Origin of the sequence: Novosphingobium sp. G106 (assembly GCF_019075875.1) — a bacterium.
GTDB lineage: Bacteria > Pseudomonadota > Alphaproteobacteria > Sphingomonadales > Sphingomonadaceae > Novosphingobium.
In genome coordinates this window covers 2,679,457-2,698,611 of record NZ_JAHOOZ010000001.1, presented here as the reverse complement: position 1 = coordinate 2,698,611, position 19,155 = coordinate 2,679,457, and the positions used below count along the sequence as shown (strand labels likewise).

Sequence of the window (19,155 nt, the reverse complement as noted above, 5' to 3'; positions counted from 1 at the left end):
AGGCTTAGCGCAGCTTGGCGCCCAGGCGCACGCCCCAGACGCGGGGCGGGCTGAACGATTCCTGGACGCGGGCGGCACCGCCGAGCGTCGCCGAATAGATAACGGCCTTGTCGGTCAGATTGTTCACGAAGCCTTCAAGATAGAAGGCGCCCGATTCCGGCGTATAGCGCAGGCTTGCATCGACCGTGGCATAGGACTTCTGAAGGTCGAGCACGGTGTTGTAGTCGGTCGAGTAGTACTTGGTCGAATAGAGTACGTCGACGCGCGGCGAGATCGTGCCGGCGCTGCCCAGGTCGGCGTCGTAGGAGATGCTCGCGGTGGTCTTCAGCGTCGGCGAGGTCGGCACGCGCTTGCCGGCCAGGTTGACCGTCGTGGTGTCGCCGAACGGGTTCGGGCGAACGTACTTGGTGAACTTGGCATTGAGCAGCGCCGCCGTCAGATCGACATGCAGGCCGTCGACCGGCAGCGTCTTCAGTTCGAACTCGGCACCATAGCTGCGCGCCGCGCCGGCGCTGGCGTAGTACGAAAGGTTCGTCAGCGGATCGAGGATCGTGATCTGCAGATCCTTGTACTTGTTGTAGAACAGGCTGGCGTTGAGGATCACGCGGCCATCGGCGAACTTGTTCTTCGAACCCAGCTCATAGGCGGTCACGGTCTGCGGCGCGTAGCTCTGCGGGATCAGCGCGTTGCTCGAATTGTTGTTGATGCCACCCGACTCGAAACCGGTCGAGACCGATGCGTAGATCATGTTGTCGCGCGTGACATTGAATTCCGCGCCAGCACGCCAGGTCACCTTATTGAACTTCGCCTGGCCCGCACCGCGTGCGGCAGTCTGGGTATTGAAGTTGAACGTGCCGACCGGCGCCGTGAAGTTGGTGATCACGTAGTTCTTGGTCTCGTCCGAATAGCGGACGCCGGCGGTCAGGCGCAGGGTATCGGGGATCAGCGAATAGGTCGCCTGGCCATAGAGCGCATAGGCCTTGGTATCGATCTGCGTACGCGAGCGGGTGCCAAGCGCGGTCGCCGTCGGCGCGGTATAGACCTGGCTGTAGAGCTCGTTGAGCATATCGTGGAAGTAATAGGCACCGGCGATCCACTGGAGCGGCGAGCTCTTGTCGGTCGAAGACAGCTGTAGTTCCTGGCTGAAGGTCTTCACGTCGGTGTCGGGTTGCTGGATGCCCGAGCCCGCGAAAGCGCTGGCTACGCCAGGGGCAGGGAAGACCACCGACGACTGGTCGAGGTCGCCGCTGCGGCGCGAGCGGAACTTGGTATAGCCGGTGATCGACTTGATCGCGACGCCGCCGAAATCGTAGGAGAGCTGGCCGTTGACGTACTTCTCGCGCAGATATTCGGTCGGCTGGTAGTCCCACTGCACGTTGTATTCGTCGCCGGTCACCGGCACGCCGATGTCGACGCCGTTGACGAAGCGCGTGCCGTTGCGGACCGACGGGTTCACCGCATAGGGCTGACCGTTGATTGAGCGCGTGCCAGTCGCCGGATTGATCAGCGTGCCGACGGTCTTGTAGCCATACGCGCCGCCGCCGGCATCGTTGCGTTCCCAATAGCCGGCGTGGACCTGGACCTCGAACTGCTCGGTCGGAGTAAACAGCAGGCTGGCGCGCAGGGCCGACTGGTTCTCGTCGTTGAAGCGAATATCGGGATTGGTGGTCGAGCGGACGTAGCCGTCATGCTCGCTGTGGTAGCCGGCGACGCGGACTTGCAGCGTATCGGTCACGGGCAGGTTCACGAAGGCATCGAACTGGCGCAGGTTGTAGCTGCCGGCAGCGGCGTTGAAGCCGGCCTCGAAGTTCTTGGTCGGTAGCTGGCTGACGACCGAGATGTTGCCACCAAAAGTGTTGCGGCCATAGAGCGTGCCCTGCGGGCCGCGCTGGACCTCGACGCGGGCGATGTCGAACAGCGGGATCGACTGCTGCTGGGTGCGGCTCTGGTAGACGCCGTCGAGGTAGAAGCCGATGACCGGATCGCTCTGCGCGCTGACGAGCTGGGTACGCACGCCGCGGATGGCGGGGAAGGAGTCGGCGCCCTGCTGGCCCCAGGTCAGGCCCGGCGACAGGAGCTGCAGGCGGCTGGCATCGGTAATGCGACTGCGGGAAAGATCGTCGCCGCTGAGCGCGGTCACGGAAAGCGGCACGTCCTGGAGGCGTTCGCTGCGGCGCTGGGCGGTAACGACGATGTCGGCCATGCCGGTCGACGCGGAGGTATCGTCAGGAGCGGCGGCTGACGTATCCTGAGCCATAGCAGCCGAAGTGCACAATGCCATGGTCAGTGCCGACACGCTGCCGAACCAGAAACGATTGCTCATGCGGTAACCCTTTTTCCCTGCCGGTGCGGCCCTCTTGGCCTTTTCGGTAAGGGGTACGCTACCAAGTCGCGCATGACGCGTCCATGACAAAATGCATTCGGATGCATTCCTCCATTGAGGCAGTTGGTTCGCGCGTGCGGGCAATCCATTAAGATGCTGATATAGGTGTAAATAGTAGAGAAAATTCCGCTGCGTGGCGATGCCAAATGAAGGGTGGGGCAGGGCGCTTCAGCCATCCGCAGCCGATCGAAGTGTGATATTTTTGCTTCCGAATGCGCTGCGTTGTCAGCCGATTCGTGCGGATGCTCCGGCGACCAGTTCGCCTGCGAAAAGCCGGCGCTCGGCCGATACCGTGTCATTCTCGATGCGTTCGATCAGCATCGACACCGCCGCTTCGGTCATGCGGCGCACGGGTTGGCGGATCGAGGTCACGCGGTAGCTTGACCAGCTGGCAGGCGCCGTGCCGTCGAAGCCGACGATCGAGAGGTCGTCGGGTATTGTCAGCTTGAAGTCCTCGCGCGCGGCGTCGATCGCGCCGATTGCCATCTGGTCGTTGCCGCAGATGATCGCATCGAGGCCTGATTTGTCCGCCATCAACTGGCGCAGTCCTTCGCCGCCGCCGGTATAGCTGAAATCGCCGCGGACGACGGGCACCTTGTCGAAACCCGCGGCGGCCAGGCGATCGAGCGCCGCTCGCCGCCGCTCCTCGCCGACGTAGGAATCCTCAGGGCCGGCGATGATGCCGAAATCGCGATGCCCCGCTGCCAGCAACCGCTCGACCAGTTCGGTTTCGCCCGCAGCGGAATCGCAGCAGACGCTGGCGGCACGTGCCTTGGCCGGCATGCGGTTGTAGAGGACCAGAGGCACTCGGTGATCCTCGAACAGCTGGATCTGCGCATCGGACAGGCGCGCAGCAGATATGACGCCGTCGACGCTATGCCGCCAGACCTGGTCCAGCACGTCGTCTACCTCGCCTTCGGAGCGCAGCGAAAACAGCAGCACGCGGGTGTCGCGCTCGGTCAGCCGGCGGGTCAGTTCTTCCAACACTTCCGGGTAATAGAGATTGGTCGCGCTGGAGATCAGCACGGCGACCATGTTGGTCCGCCCCGATATCAGGCCCTGTGCCAGCGCATTCGGCCGATAGCCGAGCTCTGCCGCCACTTTTTCGATGCGCTTGCGCGTGGCCGGCGCGATGCTGCCGCCAGGTGCGAAGCAGCGGGATACGGCGGATTGCGAGACCCCCGCGGCGCGCGCGACGTCATAGGACGTCGCCCGACGCAGCGGCTGGGTCGATTTTACAGGCTGATCCATGGCTTCCCTGACAGGCACACTCGCGCATTCATTCTATACATCCCGCAAGAATACGAAACAGGTGCATACGTCCAGCGAGTTTTGAATGACAGTTGCATTCGAATGCATTATGGCGCACGAATCTGCACCGGCAGCACGCCAGCTGAAGGATTCAAACATGACCCGCGTTCCCGCCCCGCCGGCCCTCGAAGGCAAGCTCGAATACATCAAGACCCCGGTTCAGGATCAGCACGCTGACAATAACCAGGTTGCCGGCCTCGTCACGGGCATCCTGAAAGATGTGCGCGAACGCGGCGATGCGGCCGTGCGCGAATATGCGAGCAAGTTCGACAATTCGAACTTGGAACAGTTCGAAGTCACGCCCGCCGAAAGGCAGCAGGCCCTGGATCTGCTCGATCCGCAGACACGTGCGGATACGGAATTTGCCATCGAAAACGTCCGCCGTTTCGCCGAAGCGCAGCTTTCGACGATCCTGCCGCTGGAAGTGGAGCCGATTCCGGGCCTTCACCTGGGCCACCGCGTCATTCCGATCCAGCGCGTCGGCGCCTATGTGCCCGGCGGCCGTTTCCCGCTCCTTTCCGCGCCGATCATGACGATCGTCCCGGGCAAGGTCGCGGGCTGCGACGAGGTCGTTGCTTGCCTGCCGCCCAATGCGCACAAGGCCATGGTCGCCGGCTGCCACCTGTCGGGCGCGGACCGAATCTTCCTTATCGGCGGCGCCCAGGCGATCGCTGCCATGGCCTATGGCACTGAGAAGGTGCCGCAGGTCGACAAGATCATGGGGCCGGGCAATGCCTTCGTGAACGAGGCCAAGCGCCAGGTGTTCGGTCCTGTCGGGATTGACCAGCTTGCGGGTCCTTCGGAGATCTTCGTCGTCGCCGATGCGACGGGCAATCCCGAACTGATCGCCACGGACCTTCTCGGCCAGGCGGAACATGACGTCCGCACGCGGGTTGGCCTGATCACCACCGATCGCGCGTTGGCCGAAGCGACGAAGGCCGAGGTCGCGCGCCAGCTAGAGACCCTTGCCACCGCCAAGGTCGCGGCGGAAAGCTGGGCCAATTATGGCGAGATCGTCTTCTGTGCGGACGAGGCCGCGATGATCGCCTATTCCGACTACGTCGCTGCCGAGCATCTCCAGGTGCACACGGCCGATCCCCACGCCTTTGCCAAGAAACTGCGCAACTACGGCTCGCTGTTCATCGGCGAGAACGCCAGCGTCGTCTATTCGGACAAGAACGTCGGCACCAACCACACGCTGCCGACGATGGGCGCGGGCAAGTACACGGGCGGTCTGTGGGTCGGATCCTATGTGAAGATCGCGACTTATCAGTGGCTCGAGGAGTCCGCGATCCGCGCAGTGGCGCCGCCGGCCATTCGCCAGAGCGGCAGCGAAGGTCTCGAAGGCCACCAGAAGGCCGCCGCCATTCGTTTCGATCGCCTCAAGACGCCAGCCTGACGGGTCGCAAACCTGCCGATTCAGGCGGAAACGGAAAAGGGGCGCCGGTGTGGGCCGGCGCCCCCTTTTTTGTTGTCGATGCGGCGCCAACCGCGCCGTTGGCGTTCTATCGCTCAGCTCTGGAACACGGGAAGCCCAGGGTCCTCCGTGCCGCGCGCCACGAAGGCGACGGCCGGTACGGAGGCGGTGTTGCGGAAGGCGTGCACAAGGCCGATCGGCACCGTCAGCGTATCGCCGGCGCCCATAACGATCGCGCCATCGGCCCAACTGACTTCCAGTGTGCCTTCTTGGACGATGAGGACTTCGGCTTCCTGGCGGCTGTGCAGCGGGACGTAGGCGCCGGTCTGTAAGGTCAGGAGGCGCAGGTTGAAGTCCTGCGGCCACCAGCCCGAAATAGGGCCTGCCGGGAAGCCGTCGCGCGTCGGCCGGGGCGTGATTATGCCGGCTTCCTCGACGCCTTCGGCCGCGAGCGGCGAATGCGGATTGGGAGCCTGCCTGACGCTGTCGTAGGTCGCGATGCACTCCTGCAGCTTTTCCAGCGGCGGCGTCCTTAGCTCCGCGATGGCATCGGGATCGATCCCATCTTCCAGTTCAACTTCCTTGAGCTTGTAGTCGCCGTCCGACGTATCGATCAACATCCCGCCCTTCGTGAGCTTGAGCCCATGATCGGCCGCCGCTTCGAACACTGCCGGCGCCCAGGTCACCTTGCCCGGGTCGTCCTCGCCAAGCACGGTGAACAGCATGCCTTTGCCTTCATCGACCTTCTCGAAACCGCGGAACATGTGGATCGGTACCGAGCATACATCGCCCGGCCCAATTTCCAGCGAACCATCCTCGCAGTTCGGGCCGAACAGCAGGCGCCAGCGGCCCGAATGGATCATGAATACTTCGGCCGTATCGTGGCTATGCTGCGAATTGACGCAACCGAACGGCTGGCGCGCGGCACCAATATTGAAGCCGTGCTTCTCGGTGATGTGGACATGCTGGTCCGCGCTTTCCGAAACACCGGCGCCGATGATCGTGAAATTTTCCTTCTCGGTCGATCCCGGCGTCTTAGTGTCAATGAAGGCCGTCCGACATGGTATCAAATCGGCATAGCGCACCAATCGCGCGTTCATGGCTTCCTGCGTCCAAAGGGTCACGCTCAAATCTCCGATGCGCGCCGCTACGGCGCGCCTTGCATCCGAATGCATAATAGCTAGAAGATTCGCGAGCAGCTTGCAAGGCGCATGGGGAATTACGGTGATGGACGACGAAAATCCGGCCGAGATGAACGGAGCGATCGGGCGGGTGCCACTATTTCTGCTGCCGGGAACGTTGTGCGATGCCCGAGTCTTCGCGCCTCTGCTCGATCGTTTGCCGGATCGCGCCACCGAGGTGAAAGTTCCAATGGGAGAGAGGGACGTCAGGAGCATGGCGGAGCGCATTCTCGCCGAAGCACCGCCCCGGTTCGCCCTGCTCGGCTTTTCGCTAGGCGGCATAGTGGCCTTGGAGATGGCAGCGCTGGCGTCAGACCGCGTCTTGGGCCTGGCTTTGGTCGCCAGCAATGCAAGGGATGTCCGGACGGAGTTCCATGCCGATCGCCGGGACGAAGCTGTGCAGGGGGCAAGGGATATCGACCATTACATCCGCGAAGTGATGTGGTCGCGCTATGTCGGTCCCCGGCATCTCGATGACCGCCCGCTTCAAGATCTGATCGTGACCATGGCTGTCGACGGGGGGGCAAAGCTGCTGGTCGACCAGACGGAGATCGGCCTATCGCGTACCGACAGTCGCGATCGGATACGATACCTTACAGTGCCGAGTCTTGTATTGGCGGGAAGCGAGGACAAGCTCTGTACCCCCGAAATGCAATACGAGATTGCCGAGCGATTGCAGGCCGCAAAGCTCGCGATCTTGCCCGGTGCGGGGCATTTCGTATTGCTGGAAGATCCCTCAACCGTTGCTGCTCATGTCAGCGCTTGGCTTAATGTTATAGATAAGGAAGCTGCGGGCGGCTGATCAACCACCTAACAATTGACGGTGTGGCGCTCGGGGCAGCGCCCGCCGACTTAGCAGCCATTGAAGTTCGCGATAGCGATCCCCGAAAGCCGTCCTACGTTCATGCTGTATTTCACACTCATCCAAGGCGTTCGGCGCCTTTTCTGCTAATTGGAGTAGATGGTACGTTATCAGCGTGACCCGGACCGCCGGCGTATAGCAGAACTCATCCGGGACGAGGTCGAACGTGCTCGAAATGCTGAGCGCGAAGGCGGCTGGATCACCTACCTGATCAGGGATCCTCGTCGCCCCGACAGAAGTGGCAATACCGCTGGCACTCCCATTTACGTCGGTCAGACTAAGGAATTCGCCACCCGGGTGCGTTCTCGTTTCGACAAATGCGAAAAAGAAGCGACGGCCAGAGACAGCATTGCCCGGCGCGTTGCTGATCTTCTCCATGCGGGTCACGTTGCAAGATATGAAGTACTCGAGCGTGCTCCTTCACGTCTCACCTCGCTCATCTCGGAAACAAATTGGGCGAGGCTCTGCGTTGGCCGCGGCTACGACATTGCCAATATGCTGGCGGAGCAACGCGAAGCGGGTCCGCCGATCACACGGGACGAGATTCCAAAGAGTTGGATCTGGCCATTTCTCATAAGTGAGGCCTTACAAGATGGGATCGGGCTTACCCTAGAATGCAGGCGTTGCGGCCTTAGCTTAGAGCTACCGCTAGCGGCATTTCTTGCCCTGACGAATGCTCCAGTAAACCTATTTCAAATTCGGACCGATCCGATGTGGAAGAGCGAGCCTTGCATTCAATGCGGAGAGCGGGAGGCGTGCAAGATTTCATTGCTTGTGTGAGGTTTGCCATCCGCCGACGTTGCTGCCATCCCGCGCTTGAATCGGGCCGTCGCAAGCTGCCAATGGTTCATGTATGCGCGGGGATAGCAGCAAGGTAGGCTCTGGCTGTCGGACCAGCTGAGGGTGAGCCGTGACGTTCAAGGTGGCAAGCGAGTGGTTTGAACGCGCAAGCCTCTCTGATGGCATTACGCACATCTGGGAGCCGCACGTTCCAGCATTGCTACGCTGTAACATTTGGCACGTGCGGGGGCGCGACAGCGATCTCGTGATTGACACGGGAATGGGAATTGCAAGCCTGCGTGAGTTCGCGCGCGACATCCTGGACCGCCCGGCCACCGCGATCGCAACTCATACGCATATTGACCATATCGGTGGCCACCATGAATTCGATTGCTGCCTCGTGCACAGTTCCGAGCTCGATGGACTACGCTTGTGCTCGGGTGATTTTACCTTGGCCGACGCGGATTTCGATCCGCTCGAGATGAGGAGTCTGCGGTTCCCCTCGGTGCCCGGATATGAGATCGAGGGTCCGATTATCGAAGCCGTGCCATCGCCAGACTTCGATCTGCGTGCCTACAAGCTGCGCCCGGCCTCCAAAGTACGACCAGTCGAAGATGGTGACATCATCGATCTGGGGGATCGGCATTTTGAGGTGATGCATCTGCCTGGTCATTCGCCCGGCTCGATAGGGTTGCTCGAAAGAGCTACCGGCACACTGTTTTCTGGCGACACGCTCTATGATGGTCCACTAATTGATGTGCTGCACCACTCGAGCATTCCGGATTACGCCCGATCGCTGAAGCGACTGCTCGATACTCCCATCCAGATCGTGCATGCTGGCCACGATCCGAGCTTCGGCAGGGAACGCCTGATCGAGCTTGCCACGCAGCAGCTCGATCACTGGGGCGCCTGAAGGCGACGTTGAGCTGTAAGCGGAGCTTGAGCCCCACCTTGCGGCCGTGATCCGGAGCGCAGAGTCTCGCCGCCCTTGGTCGGGCGGAGGTCGCTGGTGCTATGACGATGTCATGTGATGATGCTGGCACTAGCGTTGTTCAGCGGTTCGAGGTCTTCACCGGCGCGGGCAAGCGCCGTGATTGGCCGCCAGAGGTAAAGGTCTCGATCGTAGCGGAGAGCTATTCGGGCCAAGAGACCATCAGCGCCGTTGCTCGCCGGCATGGCATCTGTCCCTCGCAGCTGTTCACCTGGCGCCGGGAGTTGCGCAAGGAGATAGAGGCGCGAGGGGTGCCGCTGCCAGCCTCATCAGCCCCGGCGCCTCTCTTCGTTCCCGCAGTGATCGAGCAACGGCCTTCGCCCGAAGCAACACCGGTCGCGAAGCGACCACGCCGGCGACGGGCGGCGCCTCCAAGTGCGGTAGAGCTAGAGATCGACGGCGTGGCGGTGAGGATCGCGCGCGGTGCGGATAAGGGGCTAATCGCGGCGGTAATCGAAGCGCTCAAGGCAACGCGATGATCGGACCCGGCGCCGGTGCGCGAGTAATGGTTGCGACGCGGCCCGTGGATTTTCGCAAAGGTCCAGACGCCTTGGCGGCGCTGGTCGGTGCCGAGTACGGCGGCGATCCCTTTTCGGGCGTGATCTACGTCTTCCGGGCCAAGCGCGCAGACCGGATCAAGCTGATCTGGTGGGACGGTACCGGCCTGTGCTTGATGGCCAAGAAGCTCGAGCAGGGGGGCTTCAAGTGGCCCGGCATCCAGGACGGCGTGATGCGCCTGACGGCCGCGCAACTCGGAGCTTTGCTCGAGGGTCTCGACTGGCGCCGGGTCCATGGTGGACGCCGACCGATGGCCCCGCAGATCGCCGGTTGACGGGGCGTTCGCTGGCTGATTCACTGCTTCCATGCTCACGGAAGCGGACCTCCCAGACGATGTCGATGCGCTGCGGGCGCTCGTCCTCGAACAGGCCCGCAAGCTTGAGAAGACCGACGCGGAAGTCGATCGCCTGAGGGCGATCATCGAGGCTTTCCAGCGCCATCGGTTCGGCCGTAGTTCCGAGCAGCTCGATGACGATCAGCTCCAGCTCGCGCTCGAGGACGTCGAGACAGCGCTGGGCTGCGCCGAAGCCGCCGTCGATGCCAGTGGCGGGCGTCAGCGCAATGAGCGTCCCCGCAAAACCAACCGTGGGTCGCTCCCGTCGCATCTCGAACGGATCGAACAGGTCGTCGATGTCGAGGACAAGGCTTGCCCCTGCTGCGGCGGCGCGCTCCATCAGATTGACGAGGACGTATCCGAGCGGCTCGATGTCGTGCCGACCACATTCCGCGTGCTGGTCACCCGCCGGCCGCGCTACGGCTGCCGTTCGTGCGAGACTGCGGTCGTGCAGGCTCCGGCGCCAGCCAGGATCGTCGAAGGCGGCATTCCGACCGAGGCGCTGATCGCCCAGGTTCTAGTGTCCAAGTACGCCGATCACCTGCCTTTATATCGGCAGGCCCAGATCTACGCTCGGCAGGGCATTGAGCTTGACCGATCGACGCTGGCGGACTGGGTCGGGCGAGCGGCCTGGTACCTTCGCCCCTTGCGCGATCATGTGCTCGAACGGCTCCGACGATCGGCAAGACTCTTCGCCGACGAGACGACGGCGCCGGTGCTTGATCCGGGGCGTGGTCGAACCAAAACTGGCCAGATATGGGCTTATGCCCGCAACGACCGACCGTGCGGCGGCGAGGATCCGCCAATGGTCGCCTATGTCTATGCCGCGGATCGCAAGGCGGAGCGGCCCGAAGCTCATCTGGGCGATTTTGCCGGCATCCTGCAGGTCGATGGCTACGGCGGCTACGCCGCACTCGCCCGGCGTCGGGGCCAAGTGAGCCTGGCCTTCTGCTGGGCACACGCTCGCCGTAAGTTCTACGAACTGGCCGACAGCTCCCCGGTCGCCACCGAGGTCCTGCGTCGTGTCGCCGCGCTCTACACCATCGAAGATGAGATACGGGGATCACCGGCCGAGGAGCGACGCGCCGTTCGTCACGATCGCAGCCGCGCCATCGTCGACGACCTACGCCAGTATCTCGAGGCCCGGAACCGCCAGGTCAGCGCCAAGAGCAAGCTCGGCGAGGCGATCCGCTACACGCTCACCCGCTGGGACGGCCTCGCGCGCTTCCTGGACGACGGCCGTATCGATCTGGACAACAATACCGTTGAGCGATCGATCCGGCCGCTGGCGCTGGGCCGGAAGAATGCCCTTTTCGCAGGCTCCGACGAGGGCGGCGACAACTGGGCGGTGATCGCCACGCTCATCGAGAACTGCAAGCTTAGCGCCATCAATCCCCATGCCTGGCTGACCGAGACGCTTGCCAAGCTCGCCAACGGTCACCCCGCAAATGGCGTCGGCGATCTCATGCCCTGGACTGCCGTGGGCTGAGAACACCGCTTACGTTGAGCTGGCCTTCGCCGAGCCTTGTTAGCCGTCATTGGTTCATCGCGCCCAATCGACCGCGCTATCTAACTTCTGAGCTACAATCTGCGACTATTGACCTGCTCTCGCTGGGATAATTGGGATAGATACGATGCTAGCTGGCGCCCCCCAAGGAGGGTCTTGATGGACATTGAAAGCTTCGCCGGGCAGTGGATCGCTGACTGGAATAGCCACGACATCGAGCGCGTGCTCGACCACTATACAGACGATGCCGAATTCCGATCGCCGAACGCGGTCAAGATGGTCGGGCAAGGCGTAATCCGAGGCCGGGCCGCTCTGAAGGACTATTGGGGGCCGGCCCTCCAAAAGCGCCCGGAGCTCAGATTTTACCTCAAACAAGCGTTCATCGGCTACCGGACGATCTCCATACACTACGGCGATGAACTGGGCCGAGACGTAGTGGAAACACTGGTCTTGAATGATAGCGGCAAGGCGACATTCGGCTGCGGCTGCTACGCCTGAGCGCAGATTGCGCCCATCCGCTACCCTTGGGTCTTCACGAAGTTCACCAGGTGGTCGCAGGTCTTCGCGGTTCCGTTCGCGACTCCGAGCTTGACGTAGTGATCAAGGTGCTCGGCAGAGTTGCAGACGATCTCGACGGTCATCTGCGTAGCACCGCCCAAATCGGCGAGCATGACCCGCCCGATAGCGTCCATAGCTTCGAACACCAGCCGTTCGGGAGGAGAGATCTCGACGTAGGTTCCGGTGAACGGCATGTGCATGTGGCTGGGCGCGACGAAGCGGAAGCTGCCGCCCGGCCGCAGATCGATTTCACAGACAGTCAGGCGTTCGCCGCCCGCGTCCCACCAGAGCGCCAGTTCCTGGGGTGTGGTCCAGGCTTCGAAAACGGCCTCGCGAGGAGCTGCAAGCTCCCGCACGAAGCGAAGCGTGTGTGCGGCGCGGTCGATTTCGAAACCGCTGGCCTTCGTCGTCGTATCGTTGTCTGGCATCGTCACTTCTCCTTTTGAGATTTGGCTGCAAGATGGCGCTCGAGGTTGTCGAAACGGCTTTCCCAAAGGGTGCGGAAGGGTTCAATCCAGTCGGCGACTTGCTTGAGCGTTTCCTGTTTGATGCGGCGCGGTCGGCGCTGCGCTTCGCGGCCGGTCTCGATGAAGCCCGCGGCTTCCAGAACCTTGAGATGCTTGGAAATCGCCGGCTGGCTAAGCGCGAAGGGTTGCGCCAGCTCCTGGACGGTCGCCTCGCCAACGGTGAGCCGGGCAAGGATGGCGCGGCGGGTCGGATCGCTGAGAGCCATGAAGGCCGCATCTAGATGAGGTGATTCGATTTCCATATGGTTATATATCTATATGGAAATATAATGGTCAAGGGAGTTATGCCGGCGAGGCTCCGCACCTAGAGCCTGAAACGCCGCCATACCTGCCGTTCGCATGCCGATTGGCAATCACTGAAACCTGCCATTCGTTCATCCGCCAGGGGCAGGGTTGTGCTCGGAAAGTCTACTCTCAAAATCGCCGTGGCAGAGGGATGAAAGACTCAAGATCGGTCCATGGTTTTCGTGGTGACACACGCCACTATGGATCAGAATTAACTTTTCTTCCGAAAGGTCCTCGGTATCACGAGCGAAGGGGAAATTCAGGGCACTTTGATCTCAAGGGAGAGACCGGGTGTTCGCAGTCACGAGTTGGTGCCGCAAGTTCGGCGCCGCTTCGGCCATGGCCTGGACTCTGATCGCAGGCGCGACCGCTCAAGCCGCTCCTATCTGTTCGCTGGGAATTATGGCCAATCTGCCGGTGACCATGCGGGGGCTACGCGCGAGCGTCCCAGTCAAGATCAATGGAAAGGACACGAGCTTCTGGCTCGATAGCGGCGCCTTCTTCAGCATCATGTCGGCCGCCAAGGCGGCGGAGCTCGATCTCAAGGTCGGCGCCGCGCCGCCGGGGTTCTACCTGGTTGGGATCGGCGGTACGGCATCGGCAGGCGTTACGACCGTCAAGTCGTTCGGCATCGTCGGCCAGAACATCACGAACATTCAGTTTCTTGTGGGTGGCAGCGACGCCGGCAACGGCTTGATTGGCCGCAATCTTTTGGGGCTTGCAGATACGGAGTTCGACCTGGCCAACGGTTCGGTGAAGCTCATTCACCCGAAGGACTGCGACGGCCCGCTGGCCTATTGGGCTGGAACAAAGCCATATTTCGTAGTCCCCTTGAACAGCGGCGAAAATCCGAACGATCATCAGTTCCGCCTTCCGGTCACGATCAACGGGGCTAAGGTCGAGGCGGTGCTGGACACCGGCGCACCGACTTCGCTCATCAGCCGCAGAGCCGCCGAGCGCGCCGGCATCGATCTTTCCGGTCCGGGCGTGACGCCTGAGGAGCGCATCGGCGGTTTTGGCCGTTCGACCAAATCCGGCTGGGTCGTGCCGGTGGCCAGTGTGGGGATCGGCGACGAGCAGATACTGAAGACCCACCTTAGCGTGATCGATGGCGATATCGTTCAGGGTAACGGTGCGCCTGACATGTTGCTGGGCGCCGATTTCGTCCTCGCGCATCACCTCTACGTCGCGCGCGCGCAGCACCGCATCTACTTCACCTACAGCGGCGGAAGGCCGTTCATCACTTCATCGGAGCCGGCATCTGTGGTCTCCGATGCATCGCCAGCAGCAATTCCGGAGGGCACGCGTCGCGTAGAAGCGGTGTCGAATGCCGGAGCGGACCCGAAAACGGCAGACGATTTCGCACGCCGCGGGAGTGCGCGTCTTGCCCAGCGCGCGTTTGCGGGCGCGATCGCCGACCTGACAAAGGCCATCGACATGGCGCCGGGAACCGCCGGCTACTTCCGCGACCGGGCGAAGGCGTACGGCGCAAGCGGCCAGGCCTCAGCGGCGCGCGCGGACATGGCAAGAGCACTCGAAATCGATCCGAACGACGCCGAGCTGCTGACGGTGCGCGGCTTCATGCGCCTTCGTGACAAAGACCGCGCCGGTGCGCTGGTTGACGCGGAAGCTGCGTCGCGTTTGACGCCGCCCACATCGCTAGACATGAGCCAACTCGCGTTTCTTTTCGAGCGCCTCGGCCAGCCCGCGCGGGCGATAGCGCTCTACGACGGCGTGATCGCAGTCCACCACGAGGATTCCCGGCTTGGAGAGCTATTGAACGGACGCTGCTGGGTCCGCGCTCTGGCCAACACCGAACTCGACAAGGCGCTCGACGATTGCAACCGGGCGATAAAGCGCGGCGGTGCGAAAGCGGCCTTTCTGGACAGCAGGGGGCTGGTCTTCTTTCGCAGGGGCGACCTTGCCGCCGCGCTTGCCGACTATGACGCAGCTATCCAGCTAGAGCCGCGGCAAGCCTGGTCGCTCTATATGCGGGGCCTTACCAGGATCCGCCTCGGGCAGGCCGAGGCCGGGGCTGCGGACAAGGCCACTGCCGCCAACATCCAGCCGGACATTGCCGGCGACGTCGCCTCTTACGGACTGAGTTCGTAAGTCAATGGCCGGCGCCAAATGGCAAGCGGCTATCATGCATTCAAAAAGGTAGAGGGGCCCGTGCGGAAGCTATTTATCATTCTGACGATCATTCTGGCAGGCTGCTCTCAAAGCCAATGGAACGACAAGTTGTCGACGAAGGAAGATCGTGCACTTGCCACGAATTTTATCGCCGGCCTAATGTCCGGAAATGTCGATGGCGTAAGGTCCCAAATCGATCCCAAGCTCTATGCTTACACGAAGCAGATAGAGGGCAAGGTCAAAGCGATAATGCCCGCTGCCGGTGAGCCTGAGCTGGTGTCAGTGGGCGTATCTTCTATGAGCGAGGGTGGGCAGAGGGCCACGACGAAAGCTATGAACTATGAACTTGGATCGGGCGGCAAATGGGTCGCGGTCCAGATCATCCTGCAGCAGGCAAGCCGGTCCGAACAGATCGTCGGATGGCATGCGGTGCCGTCCGCGGTACGGCCGACTGCTGCGGGCGATTTCAGCTTCGCCGGGCGAGGGGCAATCCATTACATCTGGCTCGCAGCGATGGCGATTGTGTTCGCTACAGGATTGGTGGCTGCGTTCCTGGCGTTCCGGTCGAAAGGCATTCGCTACCGATGGTTCTGGATCATTGGCAGCTTGCTCGGCTTCGTCCAGTTCACGTTGAACTGGTCGAGCGGACAATGGGGCGTGCGTCCCTTCGCATTCATGCTTTTCAGCATTTCTGCCTTGAAGCCTTCGCCCTTTGACGCTTGGTTGTTGTCGTTTTGTATTCCAATTGTGGGGATCGTTTTCTTGACTATGCGGCCACGCCTGATCCGCAAAGGCCAGGAGCGCAAGGCCCAGCAGCGGGAGCAAGCGTTCGAATGACCGCGTGTAGGCCGGAAGGGAATTGCCGCCGCCAGGCGCTAGCGGGGGGGCTCTCGATAAAGCAGCGGCAGCAAATATGCATACGTCTCTGAACCGGTAAGGTTGCGGGAAACGCCCGCGCAATTGCATCCATGGCGGTGCGATTATCAATGACCGAGCCAAGGATGAGAGCGCGATCGATGAGGTGAAATCACCGACATAATGGTCACTCGACCTTCTTTTGCCGACATCCGAAAACGGTCATGACCGAGCAGCAGCCAACGAGGAATTGTGATGGATAGCCTGACCATAAGGGCAGCGCTGAAACGTCATTGGGACGCATCTGACGCGAATGATTTCACCGTGGAGCATGAAATCTATCATGAAAATGCTGTGCTCGATTACCCTCAGTCGGGCGAACGAATTCGCGGGAGGCATCGCATTCAGGAAAGCCGCTCAGCGCAACCCAGCAAGAAGCGTTTTTCGGTTCATCGGATCGTGGGGGACGGTAATCTGTGGGTCACGGAGTACGTCCTTACTTACGACGATGTTCCCTCTTACGTCGTCAGCATAATGGAATTTCGAGGCGGGTCGGTTTGCAGGGAGACGCAATATTTTGCCGATGCGTTCGATCCCGGCCCTTCGCGCGTTCACCTCGTCGAGAAGATTGAGGACTAGATGCGTTAGAGCCTCGATCTGCTCATTTCCCGATGTTTGCCGCAGCCGCAGACAAGGCGGACGTCCCACAATCTTGGCTAGGCGCCTGTAAGCTGGCATCCGTTAAGCTAGCCGAAAAGGATTCCGATGTTTTTCGGGAGCTAGCGCTTCTCCAAGGCGGGGCGTCGAAGGTCGAGCGTTTGCCAACAGTTCCGCCTTGCCTCCCGCCGGCATCCTGCGAAAACAAGCACGGGACTGGGAGACAAAGGCATGAAACGACGGCTGAGCCAGATGGGCTATGTCACGCCCGACCTCGAGGCATCGCTCGACTACTGGATCGACATCGCCGGCGCGGGTCCTTTCTACTATGCGGAATACGAGCCCGAGCGGCAGCTTCACCGGGGCAAGCCCACGCATATCCGCTTTCGCTTGGCCTATGGCTATCTTGGCGACATCCATATCGAGGTCGTCCAGCAGTTGAGCGGCGGCGCCTCGGCTTATACAGAAGCATTGGCCAATTCCGATGGACAGATCCCTCGGGGCGGCGTGCTGCATCATATGCTGATGTTCCACGACGGCTACGACGCCATCCATGATCGCTACGTCGCCGCAGGCGCAGAGCCTTGCTATTCAGCCTTCGTCGAGGGCGTCGGCCGTTTCTGCTACCTGGACACGCGCGCATTGATGGGTTGCTACCTGGAGCTTGTGGAAGACACCGCCGTGTTCGAGGCCGCATGCGAGAAGATGCGCGCTGCACATCAACAATGGGACGGCAGGCGACCGCGCCGCGACTTCGACGAAATTTTCGCATTACTCTGAAAATTAATAACTAATGGATGGAGAAGGCATGTCGCAGATCAGCTTCATCGACGAGGATGTGCAGCGCTGCCCGTTCGCCGCCTATGCTGCGGTGCGCGAAGCTGGCCCAGTCTATTTCGACGAGAGCTGCGGCTATTACATCGTCACCGGCTATGACGAAGTGCGCAAATGGGCGGGTGATACACAGAATTTGTCAAACGTGACCGGCCTGCTGCTGTCGTTCGATTCCAAAAGCTATCAAACCAAGCTCGACGATATCTACGAAACTCACGGCGTGCTGCCGATGAACACGCTGACCGTCTCGGACCCACCGCTCCACACATTCCATCGCTCGCTGGTGGACAAGGCCTTCACAGTGTCGCGTGTGCGTCAAATGGAGGACTATCTTCAGAGCATCATCGACGGAATGATCGACGGGTTCATCGCCAGAGGTACATGCGACTTCTACGCGGACTTCGCCGCTCGCGTACCGATCCTCGTGATCGCCAGCCAGCTCGGCGTTGAACTCGATGACATCGACTGGTTCAAGGAATGCTCGGACGCGGTGATCGCCGAGAGCAATCCCGGCAATACCGAAGAACAACAGATTGCCATTACCTACAAGATTACCGAACTGCAGAGCTTCATCGCGCGGAAGATTAAGGAGTTTCAGGAACACCCCGCCGACTGTCTACTGAGCGACCTCGTCCACGCCGAGGATCACGGTCGAAAAATGTCCATGCGCGAAATGGTCTCGATCATTCTGATCCTGCTCGTCGCTGGCAATGATTCGACTGCGCTCGCAATGACAAGTGTCATGCACCACCTCGCGACAGTGCCCGGGCTGCAAGATCGACTGCGCGCCGATCCCGCCGGAATCGCTAATTTCATCGAGGAAGTGCTGCGTCTTGAAGCCCCCGTCCAGGGGCTTTATCGTCGAGCGTTCAATGACATAGACATCGGTGGAACCGCAATTCCGAAAGGTGCGATCGTCGTCCTGCGGTTCGGTGGCGCCAACCGCGATCCCCCGGCAGTTCCTCAACCCTGACGTGCTTGATGCAACACGGTCCAACAGTCGCAGCCACCTAACGTTCGGAGCAGGGCCGCATTTCTGCCTCGGCAACCAGCTCGCGCGCGGAGAGTTGCGCATCGCCTTTGCAACGCTGCTGCAACGCCTGCTCAACATCCGTCTCGCTGACACGCATGAGCCCGTTGCGTGGATGTCCCATTTCCTCGTCTATGGGCCGCACAAACTGCTGATCGCGTTCGAAGCGGCATGACACAAGTCTTCCGCGTAGTGTTTCGCTCGAATCGATCAAAGCCAACTGGTGATGTTGGCGCTGCGCACCCCCGCATCGTAGAAAGCATTGATCCAACGCCCTTGAGGCGTTCGACCGGCGCAGATCGCTGGCATTTCTGCCATTCGACCGCCTTTAGTGCGCGCTTTGAAGCTGTCCTCTGTTCATGCCGAGGGCTCGGATCCCGCCGGGGCTAAATCGAACCGTCGCAAAAATGGATTAACGCCAATAATTGTTAGCTGCTGCTATCGTGGCAAATTCAACTGCGATAACGTGGCTAGCTGCGATTAAGCCTTCCGGATCATGCGCATACTGGGCGCGGCCAGCTTGTAAAGTTTCCAATTCGCCCTGGATTGCATGAATCGAATGGCGAGCGAGCATGATCGCTAGCGCCCTCCCTTCCTCGGGGGTCGGCGTAATAAGTGAATTGTTTGGAATCAACGGTGTCTGCGGTACTCGCGTCATTATTTTTACCCCTCAATATTGTTCTAGGTCGAGATTATCCGCAATCCGGAAGTGGTCTGGAATACTTGCAGTTTAGATGATGCCGTACTGTATCGGCTTCGGCAAGAGCGGGCTAGCCGCGATTATGAGGATGGAAAGATCGACCTTGGCGCTGCGCCACTGCGCCTTGTTGGCGCCGCTTCAATTTTCTTTGGACGCATAGAGCGTGAGGTACGCCGCCGCCGACAAAGCTGACATAGGGGTGCTCGACGAAGCTCCCTGTTATCTGCCGTTCATTCATAATACTAAGCCAAG

18 protein-coding genes and 1 pseudogene are annotated in these 19,155 nt (G+C 61.1%); 13 read left to right on the top strand and 6 right to left on the bottom strand.

Annotated features, from left to right (window positions below):
* Positions 1-4: 4 nt before the first annotated feature.
* Together KRR38_RS12940 and KRR38_RS12935 are read right to left on the bottom strand one after the other, a co-directional pair.
* A complete protein-coding gene (locus KRR38_RS12940) occupies positions 5-2,323 on the bottom strand; it encodes a TonB-dependent receptor (RefSeq protein ID WP_217402086.1) in 2,319 nt (772 codons plus the stop codon).
* A 285-nt stretch (positions 2,324-2,608) separates the two neighbouring features.
* The gene (locus KRR38_RS12935) at positions 2,609-3,634 is read right to left on the bottom strand and encodes a LacI family DNA-binding transcriptional regulator (RefSeq protein ID WP_217402084.1); all 1,026 of its coding nucleotides are present in this window, start codon (positions 3,632-3,634) and stop codon (positions 2,609-2,611) included.
* Positions 3,635-3,791: 157 nt separating this feature from the next.
* Between KRR38_RS12935 and hisD the strand changes: the two genes are divergently transcribed.
* Positions 3,792-5,093, top strand: a complete 1,302-nt coding sequence (gene hisD, locus KRR38_RS12930; protein WP_217402082.1) for a histidinol dehydrogenase — start codon at positions 3,792-3,794, stop codon at positions 5,091-5,093.
* 113 nt (positions 5,094-5,206) lie between these two features.
* Here the strand turns inward: hisD and KRR38_RS12925 are convergent, their stop codons facing one another.
* The gene (locus KRR38_RS12925; protein ID WP_217402079.1) at positions 5,207-6,235 is read right to left on the bottom strand and encodes a cupin domain-containing protein; all 1,029 of its coding nucleotides are present in this window, start codon (positions 6,233-6,235) and stop codon (positions 5,207-5,209) included.
* 103 nt (positions 6,236-6,338) lie between these two features.
* Between KRR38_RS12925 and KRR38_RS12920 the strand changes: the two genes are divergently transcribed.
* From KRR38_RS12920 to KRR38_RS12890, 7 genes are all read left to right on the top strand, one after another.
* Positions 6,339-7,094 carry an alpha/beta fold hydrolase gene (locus KRR38_RS12920; RefSeq protein WP_217402077.1) on the top strand — a complete coding sequence of 252 codons (756 nt, stop codon included), beginning with the start codon at positions 6,339-6,341 and terminating at the stop codon, positions 7,092-7,094.
* 159 nt (positions 7,095-7,253) lie between these two features.
* Complete coding sequence (locus tag KRR38_RS12915) at positions 7,254-7,934, top strand: hypothetical protein (RefSeq protein ID WP_217402074.1); 681 nt, start codon at positions 7,254-7,256, stop codon at positions 7,932-7,934.
* A 130-nt stretch (positions 7,935-8,064) separates the two neighbouring features.
* A complete protein-coding gene (locus tag KRR38_RS12910; protein WP_217402072.1) occupies positions 8,065-8,847 on the top strand; it encodes an MBL fold metallo-hydrolase in 783 nt (260 codons plus the stop codon).
* Positions 8,848-8,948: 101 nt separating this feature from the next.
* Entirely contained in the window at positions 8,949-9,404 is a 456-nt protein-coding gene (locus KRR38_RS12905; protein WP_217401828.1) for a transposase, read from the top strand.
* Positions 9,401-9,757 carry an IS66 family insertion sequence element accessory protein TnpB gene (gene tnpB / locus KRR38_RS12900; RefSeq protein WP_217401830.1) on the top strand — a complete coding sequence of 119 codons (357 nt, stop codon included), beginning with the start codon at positions 9,401-9,403 and terminating at the stop codon, positions 9,755-9,757. Before KRR38_RS12905 ends, tnpB begins: the two co-directional genes overlap by 4 nt.
* Positions 9,758-9,788: 31 nt before the next feature.
* Positions 9,789-11,306 (top strand): IS66 family transposase, encoded by a 1,518-nt coding sequence (locus KRR38_RS12895; protein ID WP_217401832.1) that lies wholly within the window; start codon positions 9,789-9,791, stop codon positions 11,304-11,306.
* Positions 11,307-11,483: 177 nt separating this feature from the next.
* Positions 11,484-11,822, top strand: coding sequence for a nuclear transport factor 2 family protein (locus KRR38_RS12890; protein ID WP_217402070.1), 339 nt, complete (start codon positions 11,484-11,486; stop codon positions 11,820-11,822).
* A gap of 20 nt (positions 11,823-11,842) precedes the next feature.
* On the opposite strand, the gene KRR38_RS12885 is transcribed toward KRR38_RS12890, so the two are convergent.
* Both KRR38_RS12885 and KRR38_RS12880 read right to left on the bottom strand, forming a co-directional pair.
* On the bottom strand, positions 11,843-12,310 hold the full coding sequence (locus KRR38_RS12885; RefSeq protein ID WP_217402069.1) for an SRPBCC domain-containing protein: 468 nt from the start codon (positions 12,308-12,310) through the stop codon (positions 11,843-11,845).
* A 2-nt stretch (positions 12,311-12,312) separates the two neighbouring features.
* Positions 12,313-12,615, bottom strand: a complete 303-nt coding sequence (locus tag KRR38_RS12880) for a helix-turn-helix transcriptional regulator (RefSeq protein ID WP_254514779.1) — start codon at positions 12,613-12,615, stop codon at positions 12,313-12,315.
* A gap of 418 nt (positions 12,616-13,033) precedes the next feature.
* Between KRR38_RS12880 and KRR38_RS12875 the strand changes: the two genes are divergently transcribed.
* From KRR38_RS12875 to KRR38_RS12855, 5 genes and pseudogenes are all read left to right on the top strand, one after another.
* Entirely contained in the window at positions 13,034-14,806 is a 1,773-nt protein-coding gene (locus KRR38_RS12875) for an aspartyl protease family protein (protein WP_309141187.1), read from the top strand.
* A gap of 18 nt (positions 14,807-14,824) precedes the next feature.
* Entirely contained in the window at positions 14,825-15,664 is an 840-nt protein-coding gene (locus KRR38_RS12870; RefSeq protein WP_217402063.1) for a hypothetical protein, read from the top strand.
* Positions 15,665-15,937: 273 nt separating this feature from the next.
* Positions 15,938-16,321, top strand: coding sequence for a nuclear transport factor 2 family protein (locus tag KRR38_RS12865; RefSeq protein ID WP_217402061.1), 384 nt, complete (start codon positions 15,938-15,940; stop codon positions 16,319-16,321).
* Between the two features lie 270 nt (positions 16,322-16,591).
* Entirely contained in the window at positions 16,592-17,119 is a 528-nt protein-coding gene (locus KRR38_RS12860; protein ID WP_217402060.1) for a VOC family protein, read from the top strand.
* Positions 17,120-17,132: 13 nt separating this feature from the next.
* Positions 17,133-18,378: pseudogene (locus KRR38_RS12855) on the top strand (cytochrome P450).
* Positions 18,379-18,615: 237 nt separating this feature from the next.
* Here KRR38_RS12855 and KRR38_RS12845 read toward each other — a convergent pair.
* Positions 18,616-18,861: a hexameric tyrosine-coordinated heme protein gene (locus KRR38_RS12845; protein WP_217402054.1), complete on the bottom strand. Its 246-nt coding sequence runs from the start codon at positions 18,859-18,861 to the stop codon at positions 18,616-18,618.
* Positions 18,862-19,155: the final 294 nt, after the last annotated feature.

What these genes read in the sequence shown, in the direction of transcription:
- KRR38_RS12940 (WP_217402086.1), bottom strand. Translation starts at nt 2,323, where the DNA reads ATGAGCAATCGTTTCTGGTTCGGCAGCGTGTCGGCACTGACCATGGCA.
- KRR38_RS12935 (WP_217402084.1), bottom strand. Translation starts at nt 3,634, where the DNA reads ATGGATCAGCCTGTAAAATCGACCCAGCCGCTGCGTCGGGCGACGTCC.
- hisD (WP_217402082.1), top strand. Translation starts at nt 3,792, where the DNA reads ATGACCCGCGTTCCCGCCCCGCCGGCCCTCGAAGGCAAGCTCGAATAC.
- KRR38_RS12920 (WP_217402077.1), top strand. Translation starts at nt 6,339, where the DNA reads ATGGACGACGAAAATCCGGCCGAGATGAACGGAGCGATCGGGCGGGTG.
- KRR38_RS12915 (WP_217402074.1), top strand. Translation starts at nt 7,254, where the DNA reads ATGGTACGTTATCAGCGTGACCCGGACCGCCGGCGTATAGCAGAACTC.
- KRR38_RS12905 (WP_217401828.1), top strand. Translation starts at nt 8,949, where the DNA reads ATGACGATGTCATGTGATGATGCTGGCACTAGCGTTGTTCAGCGGTTC.
- tnpB (WP_217401830.1), top strand. Translation starts at nt 9,401, where the DNA reads ATGATCGGACCCGGCGCCGGTGCGCGAGTAATGGTTGCGACGCGGCCC.
- KRR38_RS12895 (WP_217401832.1), top strand. Translation starts at nt 9,789, where the DNA reads ATGCTCACGGAAGCGGACCTCCCAGACGATGTCGATGCGCTGCGGGCG.
- KRR38_RS12890 (WP_217402070.1), top strand. Translation starts at nt 11,484, where the DNA reads ATGGACATTGAAAGCTTCGCCGGGCAGTGGATCGCTGACTGGAATAGC.
- KRR38_RS12885 (WP_217402069.1), bottom strand. Translation starts at nt 12,310, where the DNA reads ATGCCAGACAACGATACGACGACGAAGGCCAGCGGTTTCGAAATCGAC.
- KRR38_RS12880 (WP_254514779.1), bottom strand. Translation starts at nt 12,615, where the DNA reads ATGGCTCTCAGCGATCCGACCCGCCGCGCCATCCTTGCCCGGCTCACC.
- KRR38_RS12875 (WP_309141187.1), top strand. Translation starts at nt 13,034, where the DNA reads ATGGCCTGGACTCTGATCGCAGGCGCGACCGCTCAAGCCGCTCCTATC.
- KRR38_RS12870 (WP_217402063.1), top strand. Translation starts at nt 14,825, where the DNA reads ATGGCAAGCGGCTATCATGCATTCAAAAAGGTAGAGGGGCCCGTGCGG.
- KRR38_RS12865 (WP_217402061.1), top strand. Translation starts at nt 15,938, where the DNA reads ATGGATAGCCTGACCATAAGGGCAGCGCTGAAACGTCATTGGGACGCA.
- KRR38_RS12860 (WP_217402060.1), top strand. Translation starts at nt 16,592, where the DNA reads ATGGGCTATGTCACGCCCGACCTCGAGGCATCGCTCGACTACTGGATC.
- KRR38_RS12845 (WP_217402054.1), bottom strand. Translation starts at nt 18,861, where the DNA reads ATGACGCGAGTACCGCAGACACCGTTGATTCCAAACAATTCACTTATT.